Raw genomic sequence first — 22,301 nt, forward strand, 5'->3', positions numbered from 1 at the left:
TCGGATGGCGGTGTCGGGCTCATTGAGGGACATAGAGTCCCTCGATGAGCCATTCACGGCCTTCGGGCGAGCACCTGAACCGGGCCAATCGGGCCAATCGGGCAGCTTGACAGCTCGCTGCCGCAGCTAACTGCCCGGCCTTGGTCGTTCGGTGCGTCCAGCGCACCCAATGTGGCGTTCGGTGCGTCCAGTGCAACCAACGCCACATTGGGGCGCAACCCCGGGCCCCTGCCGACGAACCTCGGACGCGCGACACGGGATGCCCGGATGATGGCCTTCAGAGACTTCCGACTGCTCGCCCCCGCCTGCCGCACCACCCGGCGAACCTCCCGGTCACAGCGCTAGTCGTGGTCGGGGATGTCGTGCAGGTGGTGGTCGGCGGCGTTCATCGCCTCCACCAGCAGCCGGCGGACGTGGCCGCCGCGCGCCTTGTAGAGCACCCGGCGCCCGTCGCGACGCTGGCTGACCAGTCCGGCCAGCCGCAGCTTCGCCAGGTGCTGCGACGCCGCCGGCCGCGCGATGCCGATCGCCTCGGCCAGTGAGGCGACGTCGTACTCGTCGCCGCTGAGCAGCCAGAGCATCCGCAACCGGCCGGGGTCGGCCAGCATGCGCAGCGAATTCGTGGCCACTTCGACCTGCGCCGCGGGCGGCAACCGGAACCATTGGTCACCGGGCTCGTCGTGTGCGTACATGTGCACCTATCATGGGGGTGAACCGTCGTCGCCCAGGAGTCTTCCGTCATGTCCTCGCTGTTCGCACACCGGGACTACCGGCACCTGTTCACCGCCCAGCTCGTGGCGCTGTTCGGGACCGGCCTGACGACCGTCGCGCTCGGGCTGCTGGCCTACGACCTGGCCGGCGCCGAAGCGGGCGCGGTGCTGGGGACGGCGCTGGCGATCAAAATGGTCACCTACGTCACGGTCGCGCCGATCGCGGGCGCCTACGCCGGCCGCGTGCCCCGGCGGGTGTTCCTCGTCTGCCTGGATCTCGTCCGGGCGCTGGTGGTCCTGGCGCTGCCGTTCGTCACCCAGGTGTGGCAGATCTACGTGCTCATCGTCGTGCTGCAGTCCGCGTCGGCCGCGTTCACCCCGACGTTCCAGGCCGTGCTGCCGGACATCCTGCCCGGCGAGCGTGACTACACCCGGGCACTGTCGGCGTCGCAGCTGGCCTCGACGATGGAAAGCCTGCTGAGCCCGATGCTCGCCGCGGCCGTGCTCAGTGTCGTGAGCTTCCACTGGCTGTTCACCGGCACCTCGGCCGGGTTCGTCGCGTCGGCGGTCCTGGTGGTGACCACGCGCATCCCCGACGCGGTCCGCGGCCGTCGCGGCGGGGTCTGGGACCGCACGCTGGCCGGGGTCCGGATCTACGCCGCGACGCCCCGGCTGCGCGGCCTGCTCGGGGTGAACCTGGTCGTCGCGGCGGCCGGGTCCGTCGTCATGGTCAACACCGTCAACTACGTCCAGGGCGAGCTCGGCCGCTCCCAGGCCGACGTCGCGCTGCTGCTGGCGGGCAACGGTGTCGGCACCATGCTGGTCGCCCTGCTGCTGCCGAAGGTGCTCGACCGCGTCCCGGAACGCCGGGTGATGCTGACCGGCGCCGCGGTGCTCCTCGCCGGGATCGCGGGCGCGATCGCGCTGTCGACGGCGTCGTCGGGTGACTGGCGCTGGGTGGCCGTGTCGGCGGTGTGGGCGGTCATCGGCGCGGGGACCGGGCTGGTCCTGACGCCGGTCGGCCGGGTGCTGCGCCGGTCGAGCACCGCGAGCGACCGGCCCGCGGTGTTCGCCGCCCAGTTCTCGCTGTCGCACGCCTGCTGGCTGCTGGCCTACCCGATCGCGGGCTGGGTCGCCACCGTCGCCGGGTTCACCGCGACCTGGCTGGTGCTGGCCGGCCTCGCGGTCCTCGGGCTCGTCACCGCCGCGCTGGCCTGGCCGCGGCGTGATCCCGTGCGTATCGAGCACACCCACGACGACCTCGCCGAGCACGGCCACCTCGAAGACGCGACCGAGGTCGCCGACGGCGTGTACCGGCACAGCCACGAGTTCGTCATCGACCGCCACCACCGGCGCTGGCCGGTTCCCGGTGCCGCTCACGTCAAAACGCACTGACGATTCCCGGAAATCGGCGCTTTAATCAACCGGGTTCGGATTGCTAAAGTGTGCCCGAGGGAATCCGGCCACCATGGGGGAGTTTCGTCGTGCGTGCTTTCGTTGTGGTGAAAGGGAATTCGTCGTTCCGGCGGTTCTGGCTCGGCATGCTGGTCTCGCGCACGGGTGACGTCGTCACGGTGGTCGCGATTTCCTGGCTGGTGCTGAACCTGGCGGTCCGGCGGCGCTGGGCCTGGTCGTGTTGTGCCAGGGGCTGCCGCGGGTCGTGGCGGGGCCGATCGCCGGGCGGCTGCTGGACCGGGTGCAGCCGCGGCTGCTGCTCGGGTGGGACAACGCCGTCCGGGGTGTCCTCATTGGACTGATCCCGGTGTTGTGGCTGCTCGGCGGGATCGACGTCGCGGTCCTATGTGTCCTTTCCGCGGGGGCCGCCGCGGTGTCGGCCCTGACGGAGGTCGCGGAGAGCGCCGTCGTTCCCCGGCTGGTTCCGGAGTCCGACCTGGATGCCGCGAACACGGCGCTGGCCACCAACTGGGAAGCGGCCGCGGTGCTGGGTCCACCCCTGGCCGGGGCGCTCGTCGCGGTGGCCACGGCGCCGGTCGCGCTGGTCGTCGACGCGGCGAGCTTCTTCGTGATGAGCGCGCTGTGCTTCGCCCTGCCGCGCATCGAGCCGGTACCCGCCGACCGCACGCGCCCCGGGTTCGGCGCCATCCTGCGGCTGCCGGCCGTGCTGTGGACCTCGGTGGCGACGTGCGGGTTCCTCTTCCTCGGCGGGATGACGGAGGTCCTGTACCCGGTGCTGAGCAAGGAGGTTCTGCACACCGGCCCGGTCGGCTACGGGCTCCTGGTGGGCGCGGCGGGCGCCGGTGGCCTGGCCGGCGTCGTCGTCGGCACGCCGCTCGTGACCCGGCTGCGGCCGGCCTGGCGCGTCCCGGCCGTCGTCCTGGCCGGCGCGGCGCCGTTCGCGGTGCTGACGATCACCGGCGCCCTCGTCCCGGCGGTCGCGCTGGTCTCGGTGGCGGGCGCGTGCTGGGGACCGTACTTCGCGGTCGAGCGCACCCTGGTGCAACGCCTCACCCCGGACGCGGTCCGCGGCAGCGTCATGGGCGCCCGGGCGGCGATCTCGGCCCTCGGGTTCCCGGCGGGCAGCGCGGCGGCGGGGACGCTCAGCGCCGGCCTCGGGCCGATCCCCGTGGTGGCGGTGACGACGGCGGGGTATGTGCTGGTGGCCGCCTTGCTGCTGGCGGCCGCCCGGCGCGCTCCGTACCAGGTGAAGATCGCCTAGGTCGCGGCGGCGCGCCCGCACTGGTGACGTCGCGATGGGCCCGCCCGGCGGTGCCGTTTGCGATCGATGGGGGAACGCGCCGGACGCTGTTCGCGTGAATCAGCCGCTTGGATCACGGCGATGATTGACAACGGCGGGCCGGGAAGCGACGGTGTGAACGGGCGACTGGGAACGCTCCCAGAATCTTCGCCCCCGTGGCTGTCGTCGTGTGCACAAGGGAGTGCCGATGTCGGGAAGAGCCGGAAAACGTCCTGCCGCGCTTGCGTTCGCGGGTCTCGCGGCCGCCGCCGCGTGCGTCGTCACGTCGGCGACAGCCGTCTCGGCGACGAATGAGCCCAGCGCGGCCGCCGCGGCGTTCGCGTGCCGCGTGACCTATTCGGCCAACGACTGGGGAAGCGGTTTCAGCGTCACCGTCGGGATCGGCAACGTCGGCTCGTCGGCGGTCGACGGCTGGACGCTGACCTACTCCTACGCCGGGAACCAGACCCTCCAGCAAGGCTGGATGGGAACATGGACGCAGTCCGGCAAACGGGTCACCGTGACCAACGCGAGCTGGAACGGCACCATCCCGGCCAACGGCTCCGTCAGCGCCGGTGCGAACTTCTCCTACAGCGGCGCCAACGCCACGCCCACCGACTTCGCCGTCAACGGCGCGGCCTGCACCGGAACACCGCCGACCACGACCTCGCCGCCCACCACCACGACTCCGCCGACCACGACGACAAAGCCACCGACGCCCGGCCCGGCGCCCGCGCTGCACGTGTCGGGCAACAAGCTGCTGACCGCCGACGGGACGCCGTACCGGCTGCTCGGCGTCAACCGGGCCAGTGGCGAGTTCGCCTGCGTGCAGGGCAAGGGAATCTGGGACAGCGGCCCGGTGGACCAGGCGTCGGTCGACGCGATGAAGGCCTGGAACATCCACGCGGTGCGGATCCCGCTGAACGAGGACTGCTGGCTCGGCCTGTCCGGCTCGCCCAGCGGGGCCGCCTACCAGCAGGCCGTCAAGGACTACGCGAAGCTGCTGGAGACCAACGGGATCAACCCGATCCTCGACCTGCACTGGACGCGCGGCCAGTACACCGGCACCAGCTCGGCCTGCGCCGACGTCGCCGCGACCTGCCAGAAGCCGATGCCCAGCCGGCAGTACACGCCGACCTTCTGGACCCAGGTGGCCACCGCGTTCAAGGGTGACAACGCCGTGGTGTTCGACCTGTTCAACGAGCCCTACCCGGACGGGGCCGCCGACTGGTCCGACGCGGCCGCCGCCTGGCGGTGCCTGCGCGACGGCGGCACCTGCAAGGGCATCGGTTATCCGGTGGCGGGCATGCAGGAGCTGGTCGACGCGGTCCGCGCGACCGGGGCCGCGAACGTGCTGATGACCGCCGGCCTGACCTGGACCAACGACCTGACGCAGTGGCTGGCCTACCGGCCGGCCGACCCGGCGGGCAACCTGATGGCTTCCTGGCACTCCTACAACTTCAACGCGTGCGTGACCGTGTCCTGTTGGGACAGTCAGATCGGGACGGTCGCCGCGCAGGTTCCGGTGCAGGCCGGGGAGATCGGCCAGAACAGCTGTGCGCACGACTACATCGACCAGGTGCTGGCCTGGCTGGACGCGCACAACCTCGGCTACACGGCCTGGACCTGGAACCCGTGGGGCTGCGGTCAGGGCAACGTGCTGATCGAGGACTACAACGGCACGCCCACCAAGACCTACGGCGAGGGCTACCGGGCCCATCTGCTGGCGGTAAAGCCGTGAGGAGAGCGAAGAGCCTGTCCGCGCTGATCGCGGTCCTCGTCGCGGCGCTGGGCGTCACGCTGGCCGAGCCGGCGGTTTCGGCCGCGGCACCGGTGCGGATCATGCCGCTGGGCGACTCGATCACCGCCGGACCCGGCTGCTGGCGGGCGTTGCTCTGGGATCGCCTGCAGCGCAGCGGGTACACGAACATCGACTTCGTGGGCTCGCAGCCCGGCGGGGGCTGCTCGGTTCCGTTCGACGGGGACCACGAGGGGCACGGCGGCTACGCGGCCACCGGGATCGCGAACCAGAACCAGCTGCCCGCGTGGCTGGCCGGGGCCCGGCCCGACGTCGTGCTGATGCACCTGGGCACCAACGACCTGTGGGGCGGCACGATCGGCACCGACGCCATCATCGCCGCGTACTCGAAGCTGGTCGACCAGATGCGGGCGAGCAACCCGGACATGAAGATCATCGTCGCGCAGATCCTCCCGATGGAGCCGGCCGGCTGCGCCACCTGTGCGCAGCGCGTGGTCACGCTGAACAACGCCATTCCTGGCTGGGCGGCCGGGAAGACGACCGCGCGGTCGCCGATCACCGTGGTGGACCAGTGGACCGGGTTCTCCGCGGCCACGGACACCTCCGACGGGGTGCACCCGATCGACTCGGGATTCCGGAAGATGGCCGACCGGTGGTACCCCGCGGTCGCGGCGGCCCTCGGCACGCCGGTGCGGCCTTCGTCGACCACGCCGACCACGCCGTCGCCCGGTGGTTCCTGCACCGCGACCTACCGGACGACCAACCAGTGGACCGGTGGTTTCCAAGGTGAGGTGAGCGTGCGCAACGGCACGCCGGCCGCGACGTCGGCGTGGACGGCGACGTTCACCTTCGGCGACGGTCAGCGGATCAGCCAGGCCTGGAACGCCACGGTCGGCCAGGACGGGACGGTGGTGACCGCGCGCGACGCCGGGTGGAACGGCGTGCTGGACGCCGGCGCGTCGGCCACTTTCGGCTTCCTGGCCAGTGGCAGCGGCGCGGGAGCCGCTCCGGCGGTCAGCTGCGCGCTGGGGTGACCGGTGCCGTGAAGGGCGCCCTCATGGTCGTTGTCCATGCGGGTGCCCTTCACGGCATTCGGAAGTGTTCACCCGGCGGTGCTTCAGGCGTGCACCGTGACCGGGAACTTCGCCGGGCCGCGCAGGTTGATGCGGCCGTTCCACTCCAGCTCTCCCGCGAAGCCCAGGTCCGGGAACCGTCGCACCAGGCGGCTGATCGCGACCTGGCCTTCGAGCCTGGCCAACGCCGCGCCGAGGCAGTGGTGGGGACCCGCGCCGAAGGACACCTGGTGGCGCGCTTCCGGGCGGTCGATCCGCAGGCGGCCGGCGTCCGGGCCGAAGAACCGTTCGTCGCGATTGGCCGAGGCCAGGCAGGCCAGCACGAACGTGCCCGGCGGGATTTCCTTGCCGGCCACCGCGTACGGCTCGGTCGTGACCCGCCTCGTCTGCTGCACCGGGGAGTCGTAGCGCAGGAACTCTTCGACGGCGTTCGCGGCGAGGTCCGGCCGCGCGCGCAGCAAGGCCAGCTGATCCGGGTTGCGCAGCAACGCGGTGACGCCGTTGGCGATCAGGTTGACCGTCGTCTCGTGGCCGGCCACGTACAGCAGGACCACCTGCGCCACCAGCTCGTCGCCGTCGAGGACCTGGCCGTCGTGCTCCGCCGCGATCAACGCCGTGAGCAGGTCGTCGGCCGGGTGGTCGCGCTTCCAGGCGATCAGGTCGCGGGTGATGCCCGTGAGCTCGGCGTCCGCCGCCATGATCGCTCGTGCGGTTTCCTCGTCGGCCACGATCTCCAGCGACCGCACCAGGGTTCCGCTCAGTTCACGGATCCGTGCGTGGTCGGTCGGCGGCATGCCGAGCATTTCCGAGATCACCGCGAACGGCAGCGGGAACGCCAGTTCTTCGACCAGGTCCGAGCTCCCCTTCTCGGCCATCCGGTCCAGGGCTTCGTCGACCAGCCGGACGATCTGGGGTTCGAGCGCCGCGACCGCCCGGCGGGTGAACACCTTGGTCACCAGCGAGCGCAACCTGGTGTGGTCGGGCGGGTCGCGGTCGAGCATCGAGAGGTTCAACGCGCCGGCGTTGCCCGCCTCGCCGAAGTACTCGATCTGCTGGCTGAACGGACCGGGCGCCAGCTTGCCGACCTCGACCGACAACCCGGCCTTCAGCAACCGGGAGACGTCGTCGAAGCGGGAGACGAACCAGAACCCCAGCGGGTGGTCCTGCACCGGGTCCTCGTCACGCAGCATCTTGTAGTGCGGGTACGGGTCGTCGAAGAAGCCGGGCGCGAACGGGTTGAACAGCAGCTCTTCGGGCTGGATCAGGTCGGTCATCGCATTCCCCAAACGTCGCGACCGAGAGTGACGCGACATACACCGCGTCGGTGACATGCACAGTGTATGTCCTATGCTGTGCGCATGTCGACGGTCAAGAGCCGGCGGGAGCAGTATTCCGAGGCCACCCGGGCCGCCCTGCTGGCGGCGGCCACCCGCCGGTTCGCCGAGCACGGCTTCGCCGGCACGGCGCTGGAGGACGTCGCCGGCGACATCCAGGCCACACGCGGCGCGATCTACCACCACTTCGCCGGCAAGGGCGCGTTGTTCGAGGCGGTGTTCGAGCAGCTCGAGATCGACGCGACGGAGCTTTGCGCGGACGCCGCGGCACGGGCGGCCGACCCCGCGGCGGCGGCGACCGTCGCACTCGACGCGTTCCTCGACCGCTGCTGCGACCCGGTCTACGGCCGGATCGTCTGCCTGGAGGCGCCCATCGCCCTCGGCTGGCTGCGCTGGCGGGCGGCCGAGGAACAGCTCGCCTACGGCCTCGTCGAACAGCTGGTCAAGGCGCTCATGGACGCCGGTGAAATCGAAGGCCAGCCACTGGAAACCACGACGCGGCTGGTGTTCGGCATGCTGGGCACCGCGGGGATGGCGCTGGCCGAAGCGTCCGATGTGGACAAACCACGGCTGAAGGCGGAGTACGCCGCCACGATCGGCCGGATGGTCTCGATGCTGCGGCCCGCCTCGGACGAGGTGGCCGGGAACGGTTGACCGGGTCCGGCCTCCGGTGTGACGGCGGTCACCGCAACCTCGATCCTCTCACGCGCGCCTTCAGGGTTGGAAAAGATCAATTTACCTTCACTTGGGGAGCCCATGGGGAAAAGACTTTTCGCCGTCCTGATGGCGGCCTTGACGGCGTTCGTGCTGGCGCCGGCCGCGGAGGCCGGGGCCACCGGCCGGTTCGACCGGGAACTTCGGGCGCGGATCGTGCAGGCGCAGGCCTACGCGGACAGCCGGCCCGGCGAAACCGGCATCGTGCTGCGGGACCGGTGGACCGGTGCCGTCTACCGGAGCCAGGCCGCGGGCACGCTGATCTGGGCCTGCTCGACGCCGAAGCTGGCCATGGTCGTGGACCTGCTGCTGCGCAACGACTCCGGCGCGGTCACGCTGACCGCCGAGGACCGCGATCTGATGCACCGGATGCTCAACTCCAGTGACGACGCGGCTGCGCACACGCTGTGGACCCGCTACGGCGGCGAGGCCGAGTTCGCCAAGCGGTTCCCGTCGTACGGCATGACCGACATGCGGTTCACCGACCAGCACCCGCACCACTGGGGCTGGATCCTCACCACCGCGAACGACCTGGACCGGCTGATCAACTACGTGCTGACCCGCCTGCCCCGGCAGCACCGCGACTACATTGTGCGGGAGATGCGCGCGGTGGACGTCAACCAGCAGTGGGGCGTCTGGGGTGCGGGTCAGGCCGCGCGTCCCGGAAACAAGGACGGCTGGTCCGACGACAACGACGACGGCTCCTGGATCATGAACTCGGTGGGCTTCGTGGGGCCGCACGAGCGGTACACCTTGGCGCTGATGAACAACACCAAGGTGATCCAGGACGGCTTCGAAGTCGGCAAGGAGACCACCACGCGGATCAGCGAAATCCTGTTCAAGGGGTACTTCGGCCACTGACGCCGGAGCTCGGAACGGCCTCGGCGTGGATTCGCCGGGGCCGTTCCGAGTGCTCCGGACAAAACGTCGTCACGGCGTTTCCTGGGGCCACGTTCGACGGCTTTTCTCGCACATACGTGTTTGAGGGGGCACCCTGCGTAGCCCTTGTGGGGTCTGTGTAAGCTCCGATCTCGCTTGACTGGGTGATCACTCACCCGAATCGGTGGCCGTCGTGATCGGGGATTGTGATCTCACGCGGCCCTAACTTCGTGGTTCGGGCTCGGATAGGAGATTTATGCAGGTCAGGTCAGCTCTCGTGCGTGGCGGGATCGCGGTGCTCGCCGCGGCCGCCGCGGTCATGGTCGGCGCCCCGGCGGCCCTCGCGGACGACGGCGCCGCGCGCGGCCGCGTCAGCGAAAACGCGGGCACGGTCGGCTACCGGATCCACCTCGAAGACGGCGGTGACCCGATCACCAAGCTCTTCGGGTTCAAGCTGTCGGACGGCAGCTCGCTCAAGCTCTACTGCGTGCAGGTCACCGTCGGGATGCGCACCGACGTCGACATGATCGAGCGGCCGTGGAACAAGTACCCCGCCGCGAACTCGCCCTTCGAGAAGAACAGCGACAAGATCAACTGGGTGCTGCACCACGGCTACCCGGGCGTGAAGCTGGACGCGCTGACCAGCGCGCTGGAGAAGACGGGCCCCAAGGCCCACGGCGGCATCTCCGAGCGCGAGGCGATCGCCGCGACGCAGGCGGCGGTGTGGCACTTCAGCGACGGCGTGAACCTCAACCTCCAGAAGCCGCTGGCCGAAAAGAACTCGGCCGAGGACAGCGCCGACGTCGCCGCGCTGTACGGCTACCTGACCGGCGACCAGAACAAGGGCATCGGCGCGCAGCCGAAGCCGACGCTGAACGTCGCGTCGCCGAAGACGGAAGGCAAGGCGGGCACCCGGATCGGCCCGTTCGAGGTCGCCACGTCCGGTGACATCACCTCGCTCACCACCGAGCTGCCCGAGGGCGTCAAGGTCACCGACGCCGACGGCAAGGAGCTCAAGACCGCGGACGTCAAGGACGGCAGCAAGCTGTACGTCGACGTCCCGGCCGCCGCCAAGCCGGGCAAGGGCTCGTTCTCGCTGAAGGTCAGCGGCGAGCTGGAGACCGGGCGCCTGTTCGTCGCCGAGAACTACGCGCAGAAGCCGGCGCAGTCGCTGATCGTCGCCGACTCGGAGAAGACCCAGGTGACCGCGAAGGCGGCCGCGAGCTGGAACGAGGCGGGCGCCCCGGTCACGACCCCGGCGCCGACCACCACCCCGGGTGGCGCGCCGTCCGGTGGCGGCGACCTGGCCAACACCGGTGTCGACACGGCGGTTCCGGTCGCCATCGGCGGGCTGCTGCTCGGCGGCGGTGCGCTGATGCTGCTGCTGAACCGGCGCCGCAGCCGCGCGTAAGCAACCGATCCGCGAACGGGGCCGGTCCACACCGTGGGCCGGCCCCGTTTCGCGACTTCGCACTTTTAGGGTCGACGTGGGGACCACCGGCCTGCCAGATTCACATCATGAGTGTTTCCCGTACGGCGTCGGGCTGGCTCCGCCGCTTCCACCCGGCGCCGTCCGCCGCGACGCGCCTCGTGTGCTTCCCGCACGCCGGAGGCGGGGCGAGCTACTTCCACCCGGTTTCGGCGACGCTGTCGCCCTCCGTGGAGGTGCTGGCCGTGCAGTACCCCGGCCGCCAGGACCGGCACGCCGAACCTCCGGTGGACGACCTGTTCGTGCTCGCCGACCGGCTCGCGGACGTGCTGGCCGAGGAGCTCGCCGGGCCGGTGGCGTTCTTCGGCCACAGCATGGGCGCCAGCCTGGCCTTCGAGGTCGCACGACGGCTCGAAGCGCGCGGGACGAAGCTGCTCGGCCTGTTCGTTTCCGGGCGCCGCGCGCCGACGGTGGTCCGCGACGAGCGCACCCACGAGAAGAGCGACGACGCCCTGCTGGCCGATGTCAGGAAGCTCAGCGGCACCGACTCGCGGCTGCTGGACGACGAGGACATCGTCCGGATGGTGCTGCCCGCGCTGCGCAGCGACTACAAGGCCGCGGAGCTCTACCACTACCGCCCCGGCCCCGACGTCAGCTGTCCGATCCTCGCGCTGATCGGCGACCGCGACCCGAGGGTCACCGAGGCGGAGGCGCGCGAGTGGGCGGCACGCACGTCCGGCGGCTTCGAGCTGAAGACGTTCCCGGGCGGTCACTTCTACCTCAACGAGCAGGGCGAGGCGGTCACCCGCCTGGTCGGCGAGCGGCTGGGTGGTCGTGAGTGGTGATCCGGGCCGGCACCCGGATCACCACTCACGTGCCCGGAGAACTCAGCAGTAGAGGTTGGCGCCGGGGTCGACGCCGAGGACGGAACTGAACTGGCGGTACTTGGCGACGCGGCTCTCGACCTGGGCGGGGTTGCCGCCGTTGCACTCCAAGGAGCCGTTGATGCCGCGGATGGTCTCGCCGAAGCCGCGGCCGTCGACCATCGCGTTGTGTGGGGTCATGGTGCCGGGCCCGCTCTGCGTGTTCCAGTACCAGAGCCCGGTCTTCCAGGCGACCGCCGGATCCTGTTCGACGAGGTACGGGTTGTTCAGCAGATTGATGCCGAGCGCGTCCCCGGCGGCCTTGTAGTTGAAGTTCCAGCTGAGCTGGATGGGACCGCGGCCGTAGTAGGCCGCCTGGCCGGCCGGGCAGCCGTAGGGCTGGTTCCAGTCGCAGTAGTGCGGATAGTTCGCCGTGTTCTGTTCGACGATGTGGACGAGGCCGCCGGTTTCGTGGCTGACGTTCGCGAGGAACGCGGCGGCCTCTTGCTTCTTCACCGTGTCGCTGCCGGTGTTCGCGAAGCCGGGGTACGCCGACAGCGCCGCGGTGAGGCCGCTGTAGGTGTAGAAGGAGTTCCGGCCCGGGAACATCTGGTTGAACTGGGCCTCGCTGACCACGAACGCGCCCGGGTTGCCGGGGCCGGTGCCGCAGTCGTAGGGCTCCCAGTACCAGGTGCTGATGACGGGGTCGTAGCCCGGATTGGCGTTTTTGGCGCGGTAGTAGCCGCCGTTGGTGTAGCGCACGATCGCGCCGATGTCGTACCACTGGCCGGCCACCCAGTTCGGCGCGCTGCACGCGGCGGCGGCCGCCTGCGGGGTCTGGCCGGCGAAGGCGGGCACGCCGAGCACGAGCGCGGCGACGGCGACGAAGGCGGACAGGACCGCGACGAGACGTCTTCTCAAGACTCGCTCACTCCTTCGGCCACGACAGGATCCGGGCGCGGCAGGCGCCCGGTGTCGAAGATGGGGTGTGCTCATCCGGCCGAGACGAACGTGACACCGGTCACTAGACCAGATTGGTCTAGTCCAGTCAAGAATCCGGGCGGTCCGGGCAACGGGTCTGCGCGAACCTCCCTGGGGAAGGCCGGGACGATGCGCGGTGCGCGCCGCCCCGGCGTCAGGGGTCACCGCGCCTGCGGAATCCGCATCTTCGCGGGCCGGGTGAGCTGCAGAATCCGCTGCAGCCGGGCCCGGCCCAGCCGGTGGAGCATTTCCCCGAGCTCCTCCGGCACGATGATCCCTTCGAGGTCGAGCCGCGTCATCCGGACGACGCGGTCGATCTCCGAGGCGGCGAGCCGCCCCCCGAATTCTCCGGCCAGCCACACCCCGACCTCTTCTACGACGTCGTCCGCCCGGTGGCTCCGTACGGTCATCGCTCTCCTCGTTTCGGATCGCCTTCTGTCCAGGTCGAAGCGGGAAATTCCCGACTCGACGCAGGTCCGACGGTCGAGCCGGGCGGGCATGACGCGGAATCGGCTAAGTCGGACACAGAAAAGCGTTCCGTGTCCGAGCGAGTGGAATCCGTGACGACTTCTGTCACTCACATGGGCCTTTTTCCGACCACAGTTGTCGGCCGATCGGGTGGAAAACCGAGGAACTTCGCCGATGGCGCGTACGTCCCAGGACTCTGGAGACGTCTGGCTGGTACGGGCACTCCCTTTAATGGGATGCGGAAACGGAGACGCGATCCATGGGCCGGTACGACCGGACCGACCTCGGGGCGTACAGCCTCGGGTTGCTCGAGGCCGCCGAGGCGGCCCGGGTGGAACGGCACCTCGAGGCCTGCTCGGACTGCCGCCAGGAGGTCCGGGAGTTCGAGGCCGTCCGCACGATGCTCGACCACCTGGCCAAAGTCAAGTCCACTTAGGACTTTCGCGGATCTTGTCGGTGCCCGCCGGTACGGTGCGCGCCGTGACCGATGACCAGTTCCTGACCACGACCCGGGCCACGTACGCCATCGTCGCCGAGAGCTACGGCAAGGTCGTGCCACCCGTCGACGAAGACCCGCAGGACCGGGCGCTGCTCACCGCCTTCGCCGACCTCGTCCGCGCGCACGGCGGCGGACCGGTCGCCGACCTCGGCTGCGGCACCGGCCGGGTGACGGCGTACCTGGCCGCGGCGGGCCTCGACGTCTCCGGCGTCGACCTGTCGCCGGAGATGCTCGCCGTCGCCCGGCGCGACCACCCCGGCCTGCGGTTTTCCCAGGGATCGCTGCTCGATCTCGACCTCCCGGACGGCGGCCTCGCCGGCGCGCTGGCGTGGTATTCGATCATCCACACTCCACCCGAGCGGCTGCCGGTCGTGTGCGCCGAGCTGTTCCGCGTCCTGCGCCCGGGCGGCCACCTCCAGCTCGGCTTCCACGTCGGCGACCGGCGGCACCACCGGACCGAGGGCTACGGGCACCAGGGGTTCGAGCTGGACATCTACTGGCTGCCGGTCGAGCGGGTCTGCGCGCTGGTGACCGAGGCCGGGTTCGAAGTCCTGACGCAGGTGCTGCGGGTGCGGAACCCGGACACGCGCGTGCCGCAGGGGCGGGTGCTGGCGCGCAAACCGGCCTGACCCGGGCTGGGCCCCCTTGTCCTCGCGCCCGGGTGGTCCGGCCGGACGGCGGTCAGTGGGAGGCGGCGGCTTTGATCGTCCGCAGGACGGGCGCCGTCTCCAGGGTGCGGATCGCGTCGAGTGCGCCGAGCCGGTGGGTCAGGTAGTGGTGCAGCGCGGCCGCGTCCGGGCAGAGCGCGTGGGCGACCAGGTTGGCCGGGCCGGTCGTCGCGGCGACGATCGCCAGCTCCGGGTGTGCCGCCAGTGTCTTCGCGACCTGGTCGAGGTGCGCCGGGGCGACCGCCATCCACAGCAGCGCCTGCGTCGTCGCACCCAGCGGCACCGGGTCGATCTCCAGGTCGAAGAACACCGTGCCGCCGGCCTGGAGGTCGGCCAGCCGGCGGGCGACGGTCGCCGCCGACCAGCCGGTGGCCGCCGCCAGTTCGGCGAGGCTCGCGCGGCCGTCCCGCTGCAACGCGGCCATCAACGCGTCGTCGTCGCCGGTCAGCGGTTTGCCGTCGCCGGAGAACACCGGTGTCAGCGCGGCGACCTGTGAGGCGTCGAGGAACCGGGCCCGGCCGAGCCACGCGGTCGGGCCGCCGAAGTAGCGGTGCAGCAGCTGGTGCGCCGACACCGCCGTGACGCTCGCGGTGCGCGGGATGTCCCGCAGCAGCAGCGAATGATCGCTCGCGGCCGGCGTGTGCACGTTGACGCAGATCTCCGTGCCGCCGGACATGAGCTTGATCCACGCGGTGTCGGCGCGGCGCGCGAGCGCGTGGGCGAGGTCCTGCGCGGTGTGCGGCGTCGCCGTGAGCCGGACCATCCACTCGGCCTGCCCCGCTCGTTGCGGGTCCGGCAGGCCGACGACGCGAAGCGACGCTTCGGCGCGAAGACGGCGATAGCGCCGCGCCACTGTCTGCGTCGAGACGCCGAGGACGTCGCCGATCTTCGTGAACGGCGCCCGGCCGTCGAGGTGCAGCGCGTGGATCAGCCCGCGGTCGACGGCGTCCAGCGTGGTCATATCGATCATTCAACCGCATCAGATGGAAGAAATCAGTGACTTGAACTCCGTAGCTGGAACCATGCGCCGGTGCGCCGTCAGGGTGGGCGACGAACGAAAGGGGGCACCTCTTGCCGACCATGACGCGCTACCGGCGGCGCTGGGCCGCACTGGCCGTGCTGCTCACCGCCGAGGCGATGAACCTGCTCGACGCCACGATCGTGCAGGTCGCGGGCCCGGTGATCCACGCCGACCTGGCCGGCCCGGCCGCCGGCATCCCGTGGTTCAGCGCGGCCTACACGCTGCCGTTCGCGGTCTTCCTCATCACCGGCGGCCGGCTCGGCGACCTCTTCGGCCGGGCGAAGGTGTTCAAGATCGGGGTGGCCGGCTTCGTGCTCGCGTCGCTGGCCTGCGCGGCCGCGCCGAACGCCGGCCTGCTGATCGGGGCGCGCGCGGTGCAGGGCACGGCGGCGGCGCTGATCATCCCGCAGACGATCGGGCTCATCCGCGCGCTCTTCGACGGCGACGAACGGGCGAAGGCGCTGGGCGCCATCGGTCCGGTGATGGGGCTGTCCGCGGTCACCGGGCCGCTGCTCGGCGGGCTGTTGACGCAGGCGGTGTCGTGGCGGGCGGTGTTCCTGGTGAACGTCCCGCTCGGGCTCGCGGTGCTCCTCGCCGCGCGGCTGTTGCGGGAGGACCGGGCCGCCACGCGACCGCGACTCGACCCTGTCGGCACCGTGCTCGTCGTCGCCGGAACCGGGCTCCTCGTGTACCCGCTGATCACGCCGGAAGGGACGTCCTGGGCCCTGCTCGCGGCGGGCGCCGCGCTCCTCGTGGTGTTCGGGTTCCAGCAGCGCCGCGCGTCCGCGCCGCTGGTCGAGCCGAGCCTCTTCGCCGACCGCGGGTTCCCGGCGGCGCTCGCCGGGTCGCTGCTGTTCTTCGCGGTGATGACCGGCCTGATGCAGGTCGTGCCGATGCGGCTGCAGCTCGGGCTCGGCGTGGACGTCCGCACCGCCGGCCTGACGCTGCTGCCGCTCTCGGCCGGGCTGGCGGTGTCGTCGTGGTTCGCCGGGACCCGGCTGGTGCCGAAGTTCGGCGCGCGCGTGATGTTCGCCGGGCTGGCACTGGTGCTCACCGGGATCCTCGCGATCGTCGGCGGAGTCCTGCCGCTGCCCGGCGCGCTGGCGCTGTGCGGGCTCGGGATGGGGACGTTCACGGTGCCGTTCTTCACCGCGGCCCTGCACCGGGTCCGGCCGCCCGAGACCGGTTCGGCCGCCGGGCTGCTCAACGCCGTGCAGCAGCTCGGCGGCACCCTCGGTGTCGCCCTCCTCGGCGGCCTCTACCTGAGCACCGGGACCGCGACCGCGGCGCTGGGTGTCGCCGCGGGGCTCACCGTGGCCGCCGCGGTCGCGGTGACACCCATGCTCGCGGCGGCCAAAGCGACACTTTCATAGGGAAAGCTCCGCTTTTGTGGCACAAAGCGGAGCTTTCGTCGGGAAGGTGCCGCTTTGCGGTGGTCAGTAGTCGTCTCGGCCGGTGAACTGCTGCTCCAGCAGCTCGGCCGCGCCGGCGACCAGCTCCAGCGGGTCGATGAACTCGTTGATGTCGAGGTTGATCAGCGGCAGCGAATGACGCAGCACGACGTGGTCGCCCATCACGGCGAGGCCACCGACGACGATCGAGTCGCCGACCTCGGTCAGCACCGCCAGGAGGTCGACCTCGTCGTGCCGCGCGAACGGCGTCGCGATCTGGACCCAGTCCTCGCGCTTGTCGAGGATTTCGCGGGCGATCACGACGATCTGCGCGCGCTGTTCGGTGTCGGGGTCGTCGCCGTAGACGAGCCGGATGCGGAGCTCGTCGGGGTCGTCGCGGATCACCCGGTACGACTCCCTGATGTAAGCGACCAGGTCGCCCCACTCAGCCATCAGGCCACTCCGATCCGGTCGAGTTCGGCGAGAACGCCGGTGGGCAGTTCGAGGTCGGCGGCGGCGAGGTTCTCGCGCAGGTGCGCCGGCGAGGACGTGCCGGGGATCAGCAGCATCGACGGCGACCGGTGCAGCAGCCAGGCCAGCGCGACCTGCATCGGCGTGGCGCCGACCCGGGCGGCGCAGTCGTCGAGCAGCCCGGACTGCAGCGGGCTGAACCCGCCGAGCGGGAAGTACGGCACGAAGGCGATCCCCTCGGCGGCGCACTTGTCGACCAGGGCGTCGTTTTCGCGGTGCGCGAGGTTGTACTGGTTCTGGACGCAGACCACGGGCGCGATCGCCTTGGCTTCGTCGAGCTGCTCGGCGCTGACGTGGCTGAGGCCCAGGTGCCGGATGAGCCCCTGCTGCCGGAGATCGGCGAGCACCCCGAAGGGCTCGGCGACCGACATCGGCACGGGGTAGTCACCGGCGGCGTTGCTCAGCCGCAGGTTGACGACGTCGAGCGCGTCGACGCCGAGGTTCCGCAGGTTGTCGTGCACGGCCTCGGTGAGGTCACCGGCGGACAAGGCTGGTGGCCAGCCCTTGTCGGGAGTGCGCCGCGCACCGACCTTCGTGACGATGTGGAGCGAGCCGGGGTACGGGTGGAGGGCCGCTTTGATCAGGGCGTTCACGGTGTGCGGGCCGTAGTAGTCGCTGGTGTCGATGTGGGTGACCCCGCGTTCGACGGCCTCCCGCAGCACGGCGACCGCGGCGTCGTGGTCACGCGGAGGCCCCCAGACGCCGGGGCCGGCCAGTTGCATGGCGCCGTAACCCATGCGGGTCACCGGAAGGTCGCCGCCGAGGGTGAAGGTGCCGCCCAGATTCGCCATTCCACTCCTTGGTTCGGGTGCTCGTGCCGAAGCTAGCTTTGCATGAGCCGGGCTAGGCGGTCCCAAGCCGGGGACGAGGCGCCGGGCAGGGACTGCGCGGCCAGCTGGGCGATGGCCGGGTTCGCGACGGCGCGGGACTCGGATTCGCTCTCCCGGTTGGCGAACCAGTCCCGGGTCCGGTCCGCCAAGGCGGGCAGGCGGGGGTCGTCGGGCGACCAGTCGTAGGCGGCGTCGTGGTCGAGGCACAGGGCGCGGAACTCCGGATCGGCCAGGAGTTCCCGTTTTTCGGCCACCCACGCGGCGGCGTCCTCCGGTGAGGCCGTCTGCATGAGGATCCAGCCGTCGCGTTCCAGGCGCAGGTGGCGTTCGCTGACGCCGAGTTCGCGCAGGTCGTCGAGGTAGCCGGCGACTTCCGGGGAGACGAAGAGCCGGTCGCCACCGCGCAGCTGGGCGAGCTGGCCGCGGGTTCGCCGCAGCTGCGCGATGCGCTCCTGGAGGCCGTCGTCGATTTCGGTGATGGCCGCCGTGAGCGTGTCCGGGTCGGCGCCGAGCAGTTCCTTGATGCGGGCCAAGGGCACGCCCGCACTGGCCAGGGTCCTGATCTTGACGAGCTCGATGGCGTGGTGGGCGGTGTAGCGGCGGTAGCCGGACGAGTCGCGTTCGGGCTCGGCGAGCAGACCACGCTCGTGGTAGTGGCGGATGGCCTTGACGGTCACCCCGGCGTAGTCCGCGAGCCGGCCGATCGTGATCATGCCGGAGATCCTCCCACCCGCCGGGTCAGCCGGCCGCCGCCGTTGCGGAAGCGGGCTTGGCCGTCGCGGACGTCGTGGAAGGAGACCAGCAGCAGGCGCAGGTAACCGTCGAACGTCTCCGGCGGGTACCCGGCGGGCGCGAACAGACCGGGCCGGATCGGCACGTAGCGCTGCGGCGGGGCGGACGTCGCGCCGCCGGCGAACTCGGTGAAGATCCGCTCCTGGACTTCGTCCGCCGGTTCGTAGGTCATCCGCTCCTCCAGCTGACCGTCGACGACGCTGACGTCGATGCGGAGCTGATTGGAGCGGTAGGTGCCCACGTACGGCGCGAGATCGACGTCCGGATCCGTTTCGGTGACCAGCGAGGGAATCCGGACGCCGAGGTGCTCGCTCAGCAGCCACCGCAGCAACTGGTCCTGCAGCACGATCGCGTCCGGGGTGTTGCCGAAGGCGGTGAAGACCAGGTCGTGCTCGGGCACGACGCACAGGATGGACACGCCGCCGGGCGACGCGCCCGACATGGCCAGGACGGTCGTCTCGCCGAACGGGTACCGCACCCAGCCCAGGCCCATCGGCGGGACGTTCGGGGTGGCCATGTCGTGCGACACCCGCTGCATCAGCGCGATCGACTCGGCGGAAAGAACGCGCTCACCGGCAGGGGACACGCCGCCCGCGAGGTGGGTGCGTCCGAAGGCGAGCAGGTCGGCGACGGTGCCGATCGGCGTGCCGCCGGCCGGCCCCCAGGTGTCGGGCAGCGTGAACATCCCGGTGGGCTTCGCGGTCATGGTGTCCGCGTCGAGGAAGTGGCCGACGGCGGTGCTGCGCAGGATGGCCTGCTCGGCCGAGGTGCCGGAATCCGTCATGCCGACGGGGGCGTAGACGTCGCGCTCGAGCAGTTCCGGGAAGGACAGCCCGGTCACCACTTCCAGCAGGCGGCCCGCGACGATCATGCCGCCGTTGGAGTAGCTCAGCTGCTCGCCGGGCTCGAACAGGGTGCCGCAGGCGCTCGCGAGGCCCTCGACGTAGATCTTCAGGGCGTCGCGGCCCTTGGCGTCGGGGAAGTACAGGTCCGCGTCGATGCCGTTGGTGTGCGAGATCAGGTGCCGGACCAGGATCTTTTCCGCTGCGCCCGTGCCGGCCAGTGCCAGTTCGGGGAGGTACTTCACCACCGGCGCGTCGAGGTCGAGGACGCCGCGCTCGACCTGCCGCAGGACCAGCGTGGTGGTCAGGACCTTGGTGACGGAGCCGAAGAGGAAGCCGGTGTGCGGAAGCATCGGTGCGCCGGTGGCGGTGTTCGCGGTGCCGTGGGCGACGACGACCTGTTCGCCGGCGTGGTGGACGCCGGCGACGAACCCGGGGACGTGGTTCGCCTCGCAGTAGGCGGCGGCCTGGTCACGGAGGCCGGCTTCGACGGTGTGGAGTGCGTTGTCGTTCATGGGACCATCGTCGAACCCTGCCCCTGGGGCAGGGTCAAGCCCGATCTTCCGACGAATCCGGGACGACCGGCGGGTCAGCCGCAGAGCCCCTTGCCCCGCAGCACCCGCGTCACCGACTCCTGGACGCGGGCCTGGGGCAGCTCACCGGCCTGAACCGCCCGGACCAGCCGGTTCAGCACCTCGTCGACCCGGCCGCCGGAGGACCACAACGCCTGGTCCGCCCCGGCCTGCAGCGCCTTCAGCACCGCCTCCGGCAGCGAATACTGCGCGGTGATCGCCTTCATCGCCCCAAGGTCGTCCGTCAGGACCGGCCCCGTGAACCCGAACTCCCCGCGCAGCAACCCGTACGCGGCCGGCGACAGGGTCGCCGGGACACCGCCGGTCAGATCGGGCACGTCGAGGTGGCCGACCATCACCGCGACCGGGCCGTAGTCGGCGATTCCCCGGTACGGCACCAGGTCGACCGCCCGCAACCGATCGAGCGGGGGCGTCACCACCGTGCCCTTGTGGGAGTCGCCGGAGCCGTGGCCGTGGCCGGGGAAGTGCTTCAGGACCGGTTGGACACCCGCGTCGCGCAGACCCGCGGCGAACGCCATCGCGTACGTCTTCACGCGGGCCGGGTCGGGGCTGAACGAGCGGTCGCCGATGACGTCGTCGTCCGGGGCGTCCGTGACGTCGGTGTCCGGGGCGAAGTCCACCGTCACGCCGCGGCCGCGCAGCTGGTGGCCGCGCTCGGTGGCCAGCGCGCGGACCTGGGCGGGGGACTTCGTCGCGGCCATCGCCCTGGCCGACGGGATTTCGCCGTCGAGGTCGTCGATGCGCTGGACGCGGCCGCCCTCCTCGTCGACCGACACCGCCACCGGCAGCCGGGCCGCCGCCTGGACGGCGTCGAGCGAGCGGTCCTTCAACAACGCTGTCGCGTTACCGCCGACGAAGATCCCGCCGACCTGGTTTTCGCGCACCAGTGACACCGTGGCGGCCGGGTTGTCACCGGAAACCCCGACGACGACCAGCTGCGCCACCTGACCGCGCACGTCGAGACCGCCTACCAGCGACGCGCAGTCGCCGGGCCGCGCGAGACTCGACGTGGGAACGGAAGGAACGGAGGGCGTGGACGGCGTGGGCGGCGCGGGGGCGGCCGAAGAAGGAACAGAGGGCAGCGGCAGCGCCAGACCGGAGACGAGCCGCGGCCGCAGTCCCACGACCAGCAGACACCCGGTCAAGAGGCACAGCGCCACCCCGGTGGCGGCAAGACGTCGGCGGTTCATCGGTCCCTTCACTCGTCGGCGTGTGTCCCGACCGTAGTGGACGCCCAAACTTCACGGCGTGAAGAATGGCGCCGGCGCCGTTAGAGAATTCGTGAAGGCGGCCTCAGCAGACTGATCTCCACCAGGACGTGAACAGTGGGCGGAGGGGTTCGATGGACCAGGTGCGGGTGGCGGCGTGGGCGTCGGATCCGATCGCGCTCACCGGGCTGACCAACCACCTGAAGGCTCGCCCGGAGCTGCTCGTCGTGCCGCGGGACCGGCGGGGCGAGGCGGCCGTGCTCGTGTTCGCCGTCGGGGAGGTCGACCGGGAGGTCATCGCCGCGCTGCGGACCGCCGCCACCGAGTCGCCCGCCGCGATCGTGCTGGTCGCCGGGCACGTCGACCCCGCGCACCTGGGCCTGCTCGCCGAGTGCCACGTCTCCGCCGTGCTGCCGCGGACCGCGCTCGACCGGCTCACCGGCAGCGTGCTCGCCGCCGCGCGGGGCCGCTCGGCGTCGTTGCGCGACCAAGTCGAGGCCCTGGCCCACGAGGGCACCGGGACGACGTTGACGCCGCGCGAGGTGAATGTGCTTCGCCTGATGGCCGAGGGCTGGGACACTGCCGAGATCGCGGGCGAGCTCTGCTACTCGGAGCGGACCGTGAAGAACGTCATCTACGCCATGACCAACCGGCTCAACCTGCGCAACCGGCCGCACGCGGTCGCGTACGCCGTGCGGGCCGGTGTGATCTGAGGGAAGCCTGTTGCGCACGATCGTCCGCCGGACCGCCATCGTGGTCGCCGCGTTGATCCCGCTCGCCGCCTGCGGCCCGGGAGACACCGGTGGAAAGACGAAGCTCACCATCGCCACCTTCGGCGAGTTCGGCTACGCGCCCCTGATCGCGGAGTACGAGAAGCTGCACCCGGAGATCACGGTGCAGAACCGCGTCACCGACTTCGACACCCACCACAAGGGCCTCGCGACGCAGCTCGCCACCGGGCACGGCGCCGCCGACGTCGTCGCGATCGAGGAGCAGTACATCCCGCAGTACCGCAAGGCGA

General features: G+C 70.9%; 22 protein-coding genes and 1 pseudogene. 13 read left to right on the forward strand and 10 right to left on the reverse strand.

All coding sequences use genetic code 11. The annotated features are described in order from the left end of the window. Nucleotides 1-341 precede the first annotated feature (341 nt). The gene (locus AB0M82_RS35870) at nt 342-692 is read right to left on the reverse strand and encodes a metalloregulator ArsR/SmtB family transcription factor (RefSeq protein WP_364731787.1); all 351 of its coding nucleotides are present in this window, start codon (nt 690-692) and stop codon (nt 342-344) included. A 48-nt stretch (nt 693-740) separates the two neighbouring features. On the opposite strand from AB0M82_RS35870, the gene AB0M82_RS35875 reads away from it, so the two are divergent. The 4 genes from AB0M82_RS35875 to AB0M82_RS35890 all read left to right on the forward strand — a co-directional run bounded on the left by AB0M82_RS35875 (nt 741) and on the right by AB0M82_RS35890 (nt 6,198). Then, entirely contained in the window at nt 741-2,105 is a 1,365-nt protein-coding gene (locus AB0M82_RS35875; protein ID WP_364731790.1) for an MFS transporter, read from the forward strand. Nucleotides 2,106-2,331: 226 nt separating this feature from the next. Further along, nucleotides 2,332-3,387: an MFS transporter gene (locus AB0M82_RS35880; RefSeq protein ID WP_364731840.1), complete on the forward strand. Its 1,056-nt coding sequence runs from the start codon at nt 2,332-2,334 to the stop codon at nt 3,385-3,387. A gap of 226 nt (nt 3,388-3,613) precedes the next feature. Further along, nucleotides 3,614-5,146, forward strand: coding sequence for a cellulase family glycosylhydrolase (locus AB0M82_RS35885; protein ID WP_364731792.1), 1,533 nt, complete (start codon nt 3,614-3,616; stop codon nt 5,144-5,146). Continuing rightward, nucleotides 5,143-6,198: a cellulose binding domain-containing protein gene (locus AB0M82_RS35890; RefSeq protein ID WP_364731795.1), complete on the forward strand. Its 1,056-nt coding sequence runs from the start codon at nt 5,143-5,145 to the stop codon at nt 6,196-6,198. Before AB0M82_RS35885 ends, AB0M82_RS35890 begins: the two co-directional genes overlap by 4 nt. Nucleotides 6,199-6,281: 83 nt before the next feature. Here the strand turns inward: AB0M82_RS35890 and AB0M82_RS35895 are convergent, their stop codons facing one another. Beyond that, nucleotides 6,282-7,511: a cytochrome P450 gene (locus AB0M82_RS35895; RefSeq protein WP_364731797.1), complete on the reverse strand. Its 1,230-nt coding sequence runs from the start codon at nt 7,509-7,511 to the stop codon at nt 6,282-6,284. A gap of 84 nt (nt 7,512-7,595) precedes the next feature. Here AB0M82_RS35895 and AB0M82_RS35900 point away from each other — a divergent pair, with 84 nt between their 5' ends. From AB0M82_RS35900 to AB0M82_RS35915, 4 genes are all read left to right on the forward strand, one after another. After that, nucleotides 7,596-8,225 carry a TetR family transcriptional regulator gene (locus tag AB0M82_RS35900; protein ID WP_364731799.1) on the forward strand — a complete coding sequence of 210 codons (630 nt, stop codon included), beginning with the start codon at nt 7,596-7,598 and terminating at the stop codon, nt 8,223-8,225. A 102-nt stretch (nt 8,226-8,327) separates the two neighbouring features. Continuing rightward, a complete protein-coding gene (locus tag AB0M82_RS35905; protein ID WP_364731802.1) occupies nt 8,328-9,146 on the forward strand; it encodes a serine hydrolase in 819 nt (272 codons plus the stop codon). A 274-nt stretch (nt 9,147-9,420) separates the two neighbouring features. Then, complete coding sequence (locus AB0M82_RS35910; protein ID WP_364731804.1) at nt 9,421-10,575, forward strand: thioester domain-containing protein; 1,155 nt, start codon at nt 9,421-9,423, stop codon at nt 10,573-10,575. 107 nt (nt 10,576-10,682) lie between these two features. Further along, nucleotides 10,683-11,438 carry an alpha/beta fold hydrolase gene (locus AB0M82_RS35915; RefSeq protein ID WP_364731807.1) on the forward strand — a complete coding sequence of 252 codons (756 nt, stop codon included), beginning with the start codon at nt 10,683-10,685 and terminating at the stop codon, nt 11,436-11,438. Between the two features lie 42 nt (nt 11,439-11,480). Here the strand turns inward: AB0M82_RS35915 and AB0M82_RS35920 are convergent, their stop codons facing one another. Together AB0M82_RS35920 and AB0M82_RS35925 are read right to left on the reverse strand one after the other, a co-directional pair. After that, entirely contained in the window at nt 11,481-12,323 is an 843-nt protein-coding gene (locus tag AB0M82_RS35920; protein ID WP_364731843.1) for a glycoside hydrolase family 19 protein, read from the reverse strand. Between the two features lie 275 nt (nt 12,324-12,598). Then, on the reverse strand, nt 12,599-12,847 hold the full coding sequence (locus AB0M82_RS35925; RefSeq protein ID WP_364731808.1) for a hypothetical protein: 249 nt from the start codon (nt 12,845-12,847) through the stop codon (nt 12,599-12,601). 317 nt (nt 12,848-13,164) lie between these two features. On the opposite strand from AB0M82_RS35925, the gene AB0M82_RS35930 reads away from it, so the two are divergent. Both AB0M82_RS35930 and AB0M82_RS35935 read left to right on the forward strand, forming a co-directional pair. Then, nucleotides 13,165-13,341: a zf-HC2 domain-containing protein gene (locus AB0M82_RS35930; RefSeq protein ID WP_364731811.1), complete on the forward strand. Its 177-nt coding sequence runs from the start codon at nt 13,165-13,167 to the stop codon at nt 13,339-13,341. 44 nt (nt 13,342-13,385) lie between these two features. Next, entirely contained in the window at nt 13,386-14,033 is a 648-nt protein-coding gene (locus tag AB0M82_RS35935) for a methyltransferase domain-containing protein (RefSeq protein ID WP_364731814.1), read from the forward strand. A gap of 52 nt (nt 14,034-14,085) precedes the next feature. Here AB0M82_RS35935 and AB0M82_RS35940 read toward each other — a convergent pair whose 3' ends face one another. Beyond that, nucleotides 14,086-15,033, reverse strand: coding sequence for an AsnC family transcriptional regulator (locus tag AB0M82_RS35940; protein WP_364731817.1), 948 nt, complete (start codon nt 15,031-15,033; stop codon nt 14,086-14,088). Between the two features lie 110 nt (nt 15,034-15,143). Between AB0M82_RS35940 and AB0M82_RS35945 the strand changes: the two genes are divergently transcribed. After that, entirely contained in the window at nt 15,144-16,466 is a 1,323-nt protein-coding gene (locus AB0M82_RS35945; RefSeq protein ID WP_364731819.1) for an MFS transporter, read from the forward strand. Nucleotides 16,467-16,529: 63 nt separating this feature from the next. Here the strand turns inward: AB0M82_RS35945 and AB0M82_RS35950 are convergent, their stop codons facing one another. From AB0M82_RS35950 to AB0M82_RS35970, 5 genes are all read right to left on the reverse strand, one after another. Beyond that, on the reverse strand, nt 16,530-16,937 hold the full coding sequence (locus AB0M82_RS35950; protein ID WP_364731821.1) for a hypothetical protein: 408 nt from the start codon (nt 16,935-16,937) through the stop codon (nt 16,530-16,532). Next, nucleotides 16,937-17,806: an oxidoreductase gene (locus AB0M82_RS35955; RefSeq protein ID WP_364731824.1), complete on the reverse strand. Its 870-nt coding sequence runs from the start codon at nt 17,804-17,806 to the stop codon at nt 16,937-16,939. Before AB0M82_RS35955 ends, AB0M82_RS35950 begins: the two co-directional genes overlap by 1 nt. A gap of 32 nt (nt 17,807-17,838) precedes the next feature. Continuing rightward, nucleotides 17,839-18,558, reverse strand: coding sequence for a MerR family transcriptional regulator (locus AB0M82_RS35960; RefSeq protein ID WP_364731827.1), 720 nt, complete (start codon nt 18,556-18,558; stop codon nt 17,839-17,841). After that, nucleotides 18,555-19,994 carry a serine hydrolase domain-containing protein gene (locus tag AB0M82_RS35965; protein ID WP_364731830.1) on the reverse strand — a complete coding sequence of 480 codons (1,440 nt, stop codon included), beginning with the start codon at nt 19,992-19,994 and terminating at the stop codon, nt 18,555-18,557. Before AB0M82_RS35965 ends, AB0M82_RS35960 begins: the two co-directional genes overlap by 4 nt. 74 nt (nt 19,995-20,068) lie before the next feature. Continuing rightward, the gene (locus AB0M82_RS35970) at nt 20,069-21,232 is read right to left on the reverse strand and encodes a glycoside hydrolase family 3 N-terminal domain-containing protein (RefSeq protein WP_364731846.1); all 1,164 of its coding nucleotides are present in this window, start codon (nt 21,230-21,232) and stop codon (nt 20,069-20,071) included. Nucleotides 21,233-21,414: 182 nt separating this feature from the next. Between AB0M82_RS35970 and AB0M82_RS35975 the strand changes: the two genes are divergently transcribed. Then, nucleotides 21,415-21,993, forward strand: a complete 579-nt coding sequence (locus tag AB0M82_RS35975) for a LuxR C-terminal-related transcriptional regulator (RefSeq protein ID WP_364731832.1) — start codon at nt 21,415-21,417, stop codon at nt 21,991-21,993. Nucleotides 21,994-22,003: 10 nt separating this feature from the next. Further along, nucleotides 22,004-22,301: pseudogene (locus AB0M82_RS35980) on the forward strand (carbohydrate ABC transporter substrate-binding protein); the annotation flags it as partial.

It is taken from the genome of Amycolatopsis sp. NPDC051128 (assembly GCF_040682715.1).
GTDB lineage: Bacteria > Actinomycetota > Actinomycetes > Mycobacteriales > Pseudonocardiaceae > Amycolatopsis.

Bases quoted from the DNA above. Each gene is read 5' to 3' on its own strand.
- AB0M82_RS35870 (WP_364731787.1), bottom strand. From the start codon at position 692: ATGTACGCACACGACGAGCCCGGTGACCAATGGTTCCGGTTGCCGCCC.
- AB0M82_RS35915 (WP_364731807.1), top strand. From the start codon at position 10,683: ATGAGTGTTTCCCGTACGGCGTCGGGCTGGCTCCGCCGCTTCCACCCG.
- AB0M82_RS35905 (WP_364731802.1), top strand. From the start codon at position 8,328: ATGGGGAAAAGACTTTTCGCCGTCCTGATGGCGGCCTTGACGGCGTTC.
- AB0M82_RS35955 (WP_364731824.1), bottom strand. From the start codon at position 17,806: ATGGCGAATCTGGGCGGCACCTTCACCCTCGGCGGCGACCTTCCGGTG.
- AB0M82_RS35950 (WP_364731821.1), bottom strand. From the start codon at position 16,937: ATGGCTGAGTGGGGCGACCTGGTCGCTTACATCAGGGAGTCGTACCGG.
- AB0M82_RS35975 (WP_364731832.1), top strand. From the start codon at position 21,415: ATGGACCAGGTGCGGGTGGCGGCGTGGGCGTCGGATCCGATCGCGCTC.
- AB0M82_RS35965 (WP_364731830.1), bottom strand. From the start codon at position 19,994: ATGAACGACAACGCACTCCACACCGTCGAAGCCGGCCTCCGTGACCAG.
- AB0M82_RS35900 (WP_364731799.1), top strand. From the start codon at position 7,596: ATGTCGACGGTCAAGAGCCGGCGGGAGCAGTATTCCGAGGCCACCCGG.
- AB0M82_RS35885 (WP_364731792.1), top strand. From the start codon at position 3,614: ATGTCGGGAAGAGCCGGAAAACGTCCTGCCGCGCTTGCGTTCGCGGGT.
- AB0M82_RS35925 (WP_364731808.1), bottom strand. From the start codon at position 12,847: ATGACCGTACGGAGCCACCGGGCGGACGACGTCGTAGAAGAGGTCGGG.
- AB0M82_RS35910 (WP_364731804.1), top strand. From the start codon at position 9,421: ATGCAGGTCAGGTCAGCTCTCGTGCGTGGCGGGATCGCGGTGCTCGCC.
- AB0M82_RS35895 (WP_364731797.1), bottom strand. From the start codon at position 7,511: ATGACCGACCTGATCCAGCCCGAAGAGCTGCTGTTCAACCCGTTCGCG.
- AB0M82_RS35940 (WP_364731817.1), bottom strand. From the start codon at position 15,033: ATGACCACGCTGGACGCCGTCGACCGCGGGCTGATCCACGCGCTGCAC.
- AB0M82_RS35930 (WP_364731811.1), top strand. From the start codon at position 13,165: ATGGGCCGGTACGACCGGACCGACCTCGGGGCGTACAGCCTCGGGTTG.
- AB0M82_RS35875 (WP_364731790.1), top strand. From the start codon at position 741: ATGTCCTCGCTGTTCGCACACCGGGACTACCGGCACCTGTTCACCGCC.
- AB0M82_RS35960 (WP_364731827.1), bottom strand. From the start codon at position 18,558: ATGATCACGATCGGCCGGCTCGCGGACTACGCCGGGGTGACCGTCAAG.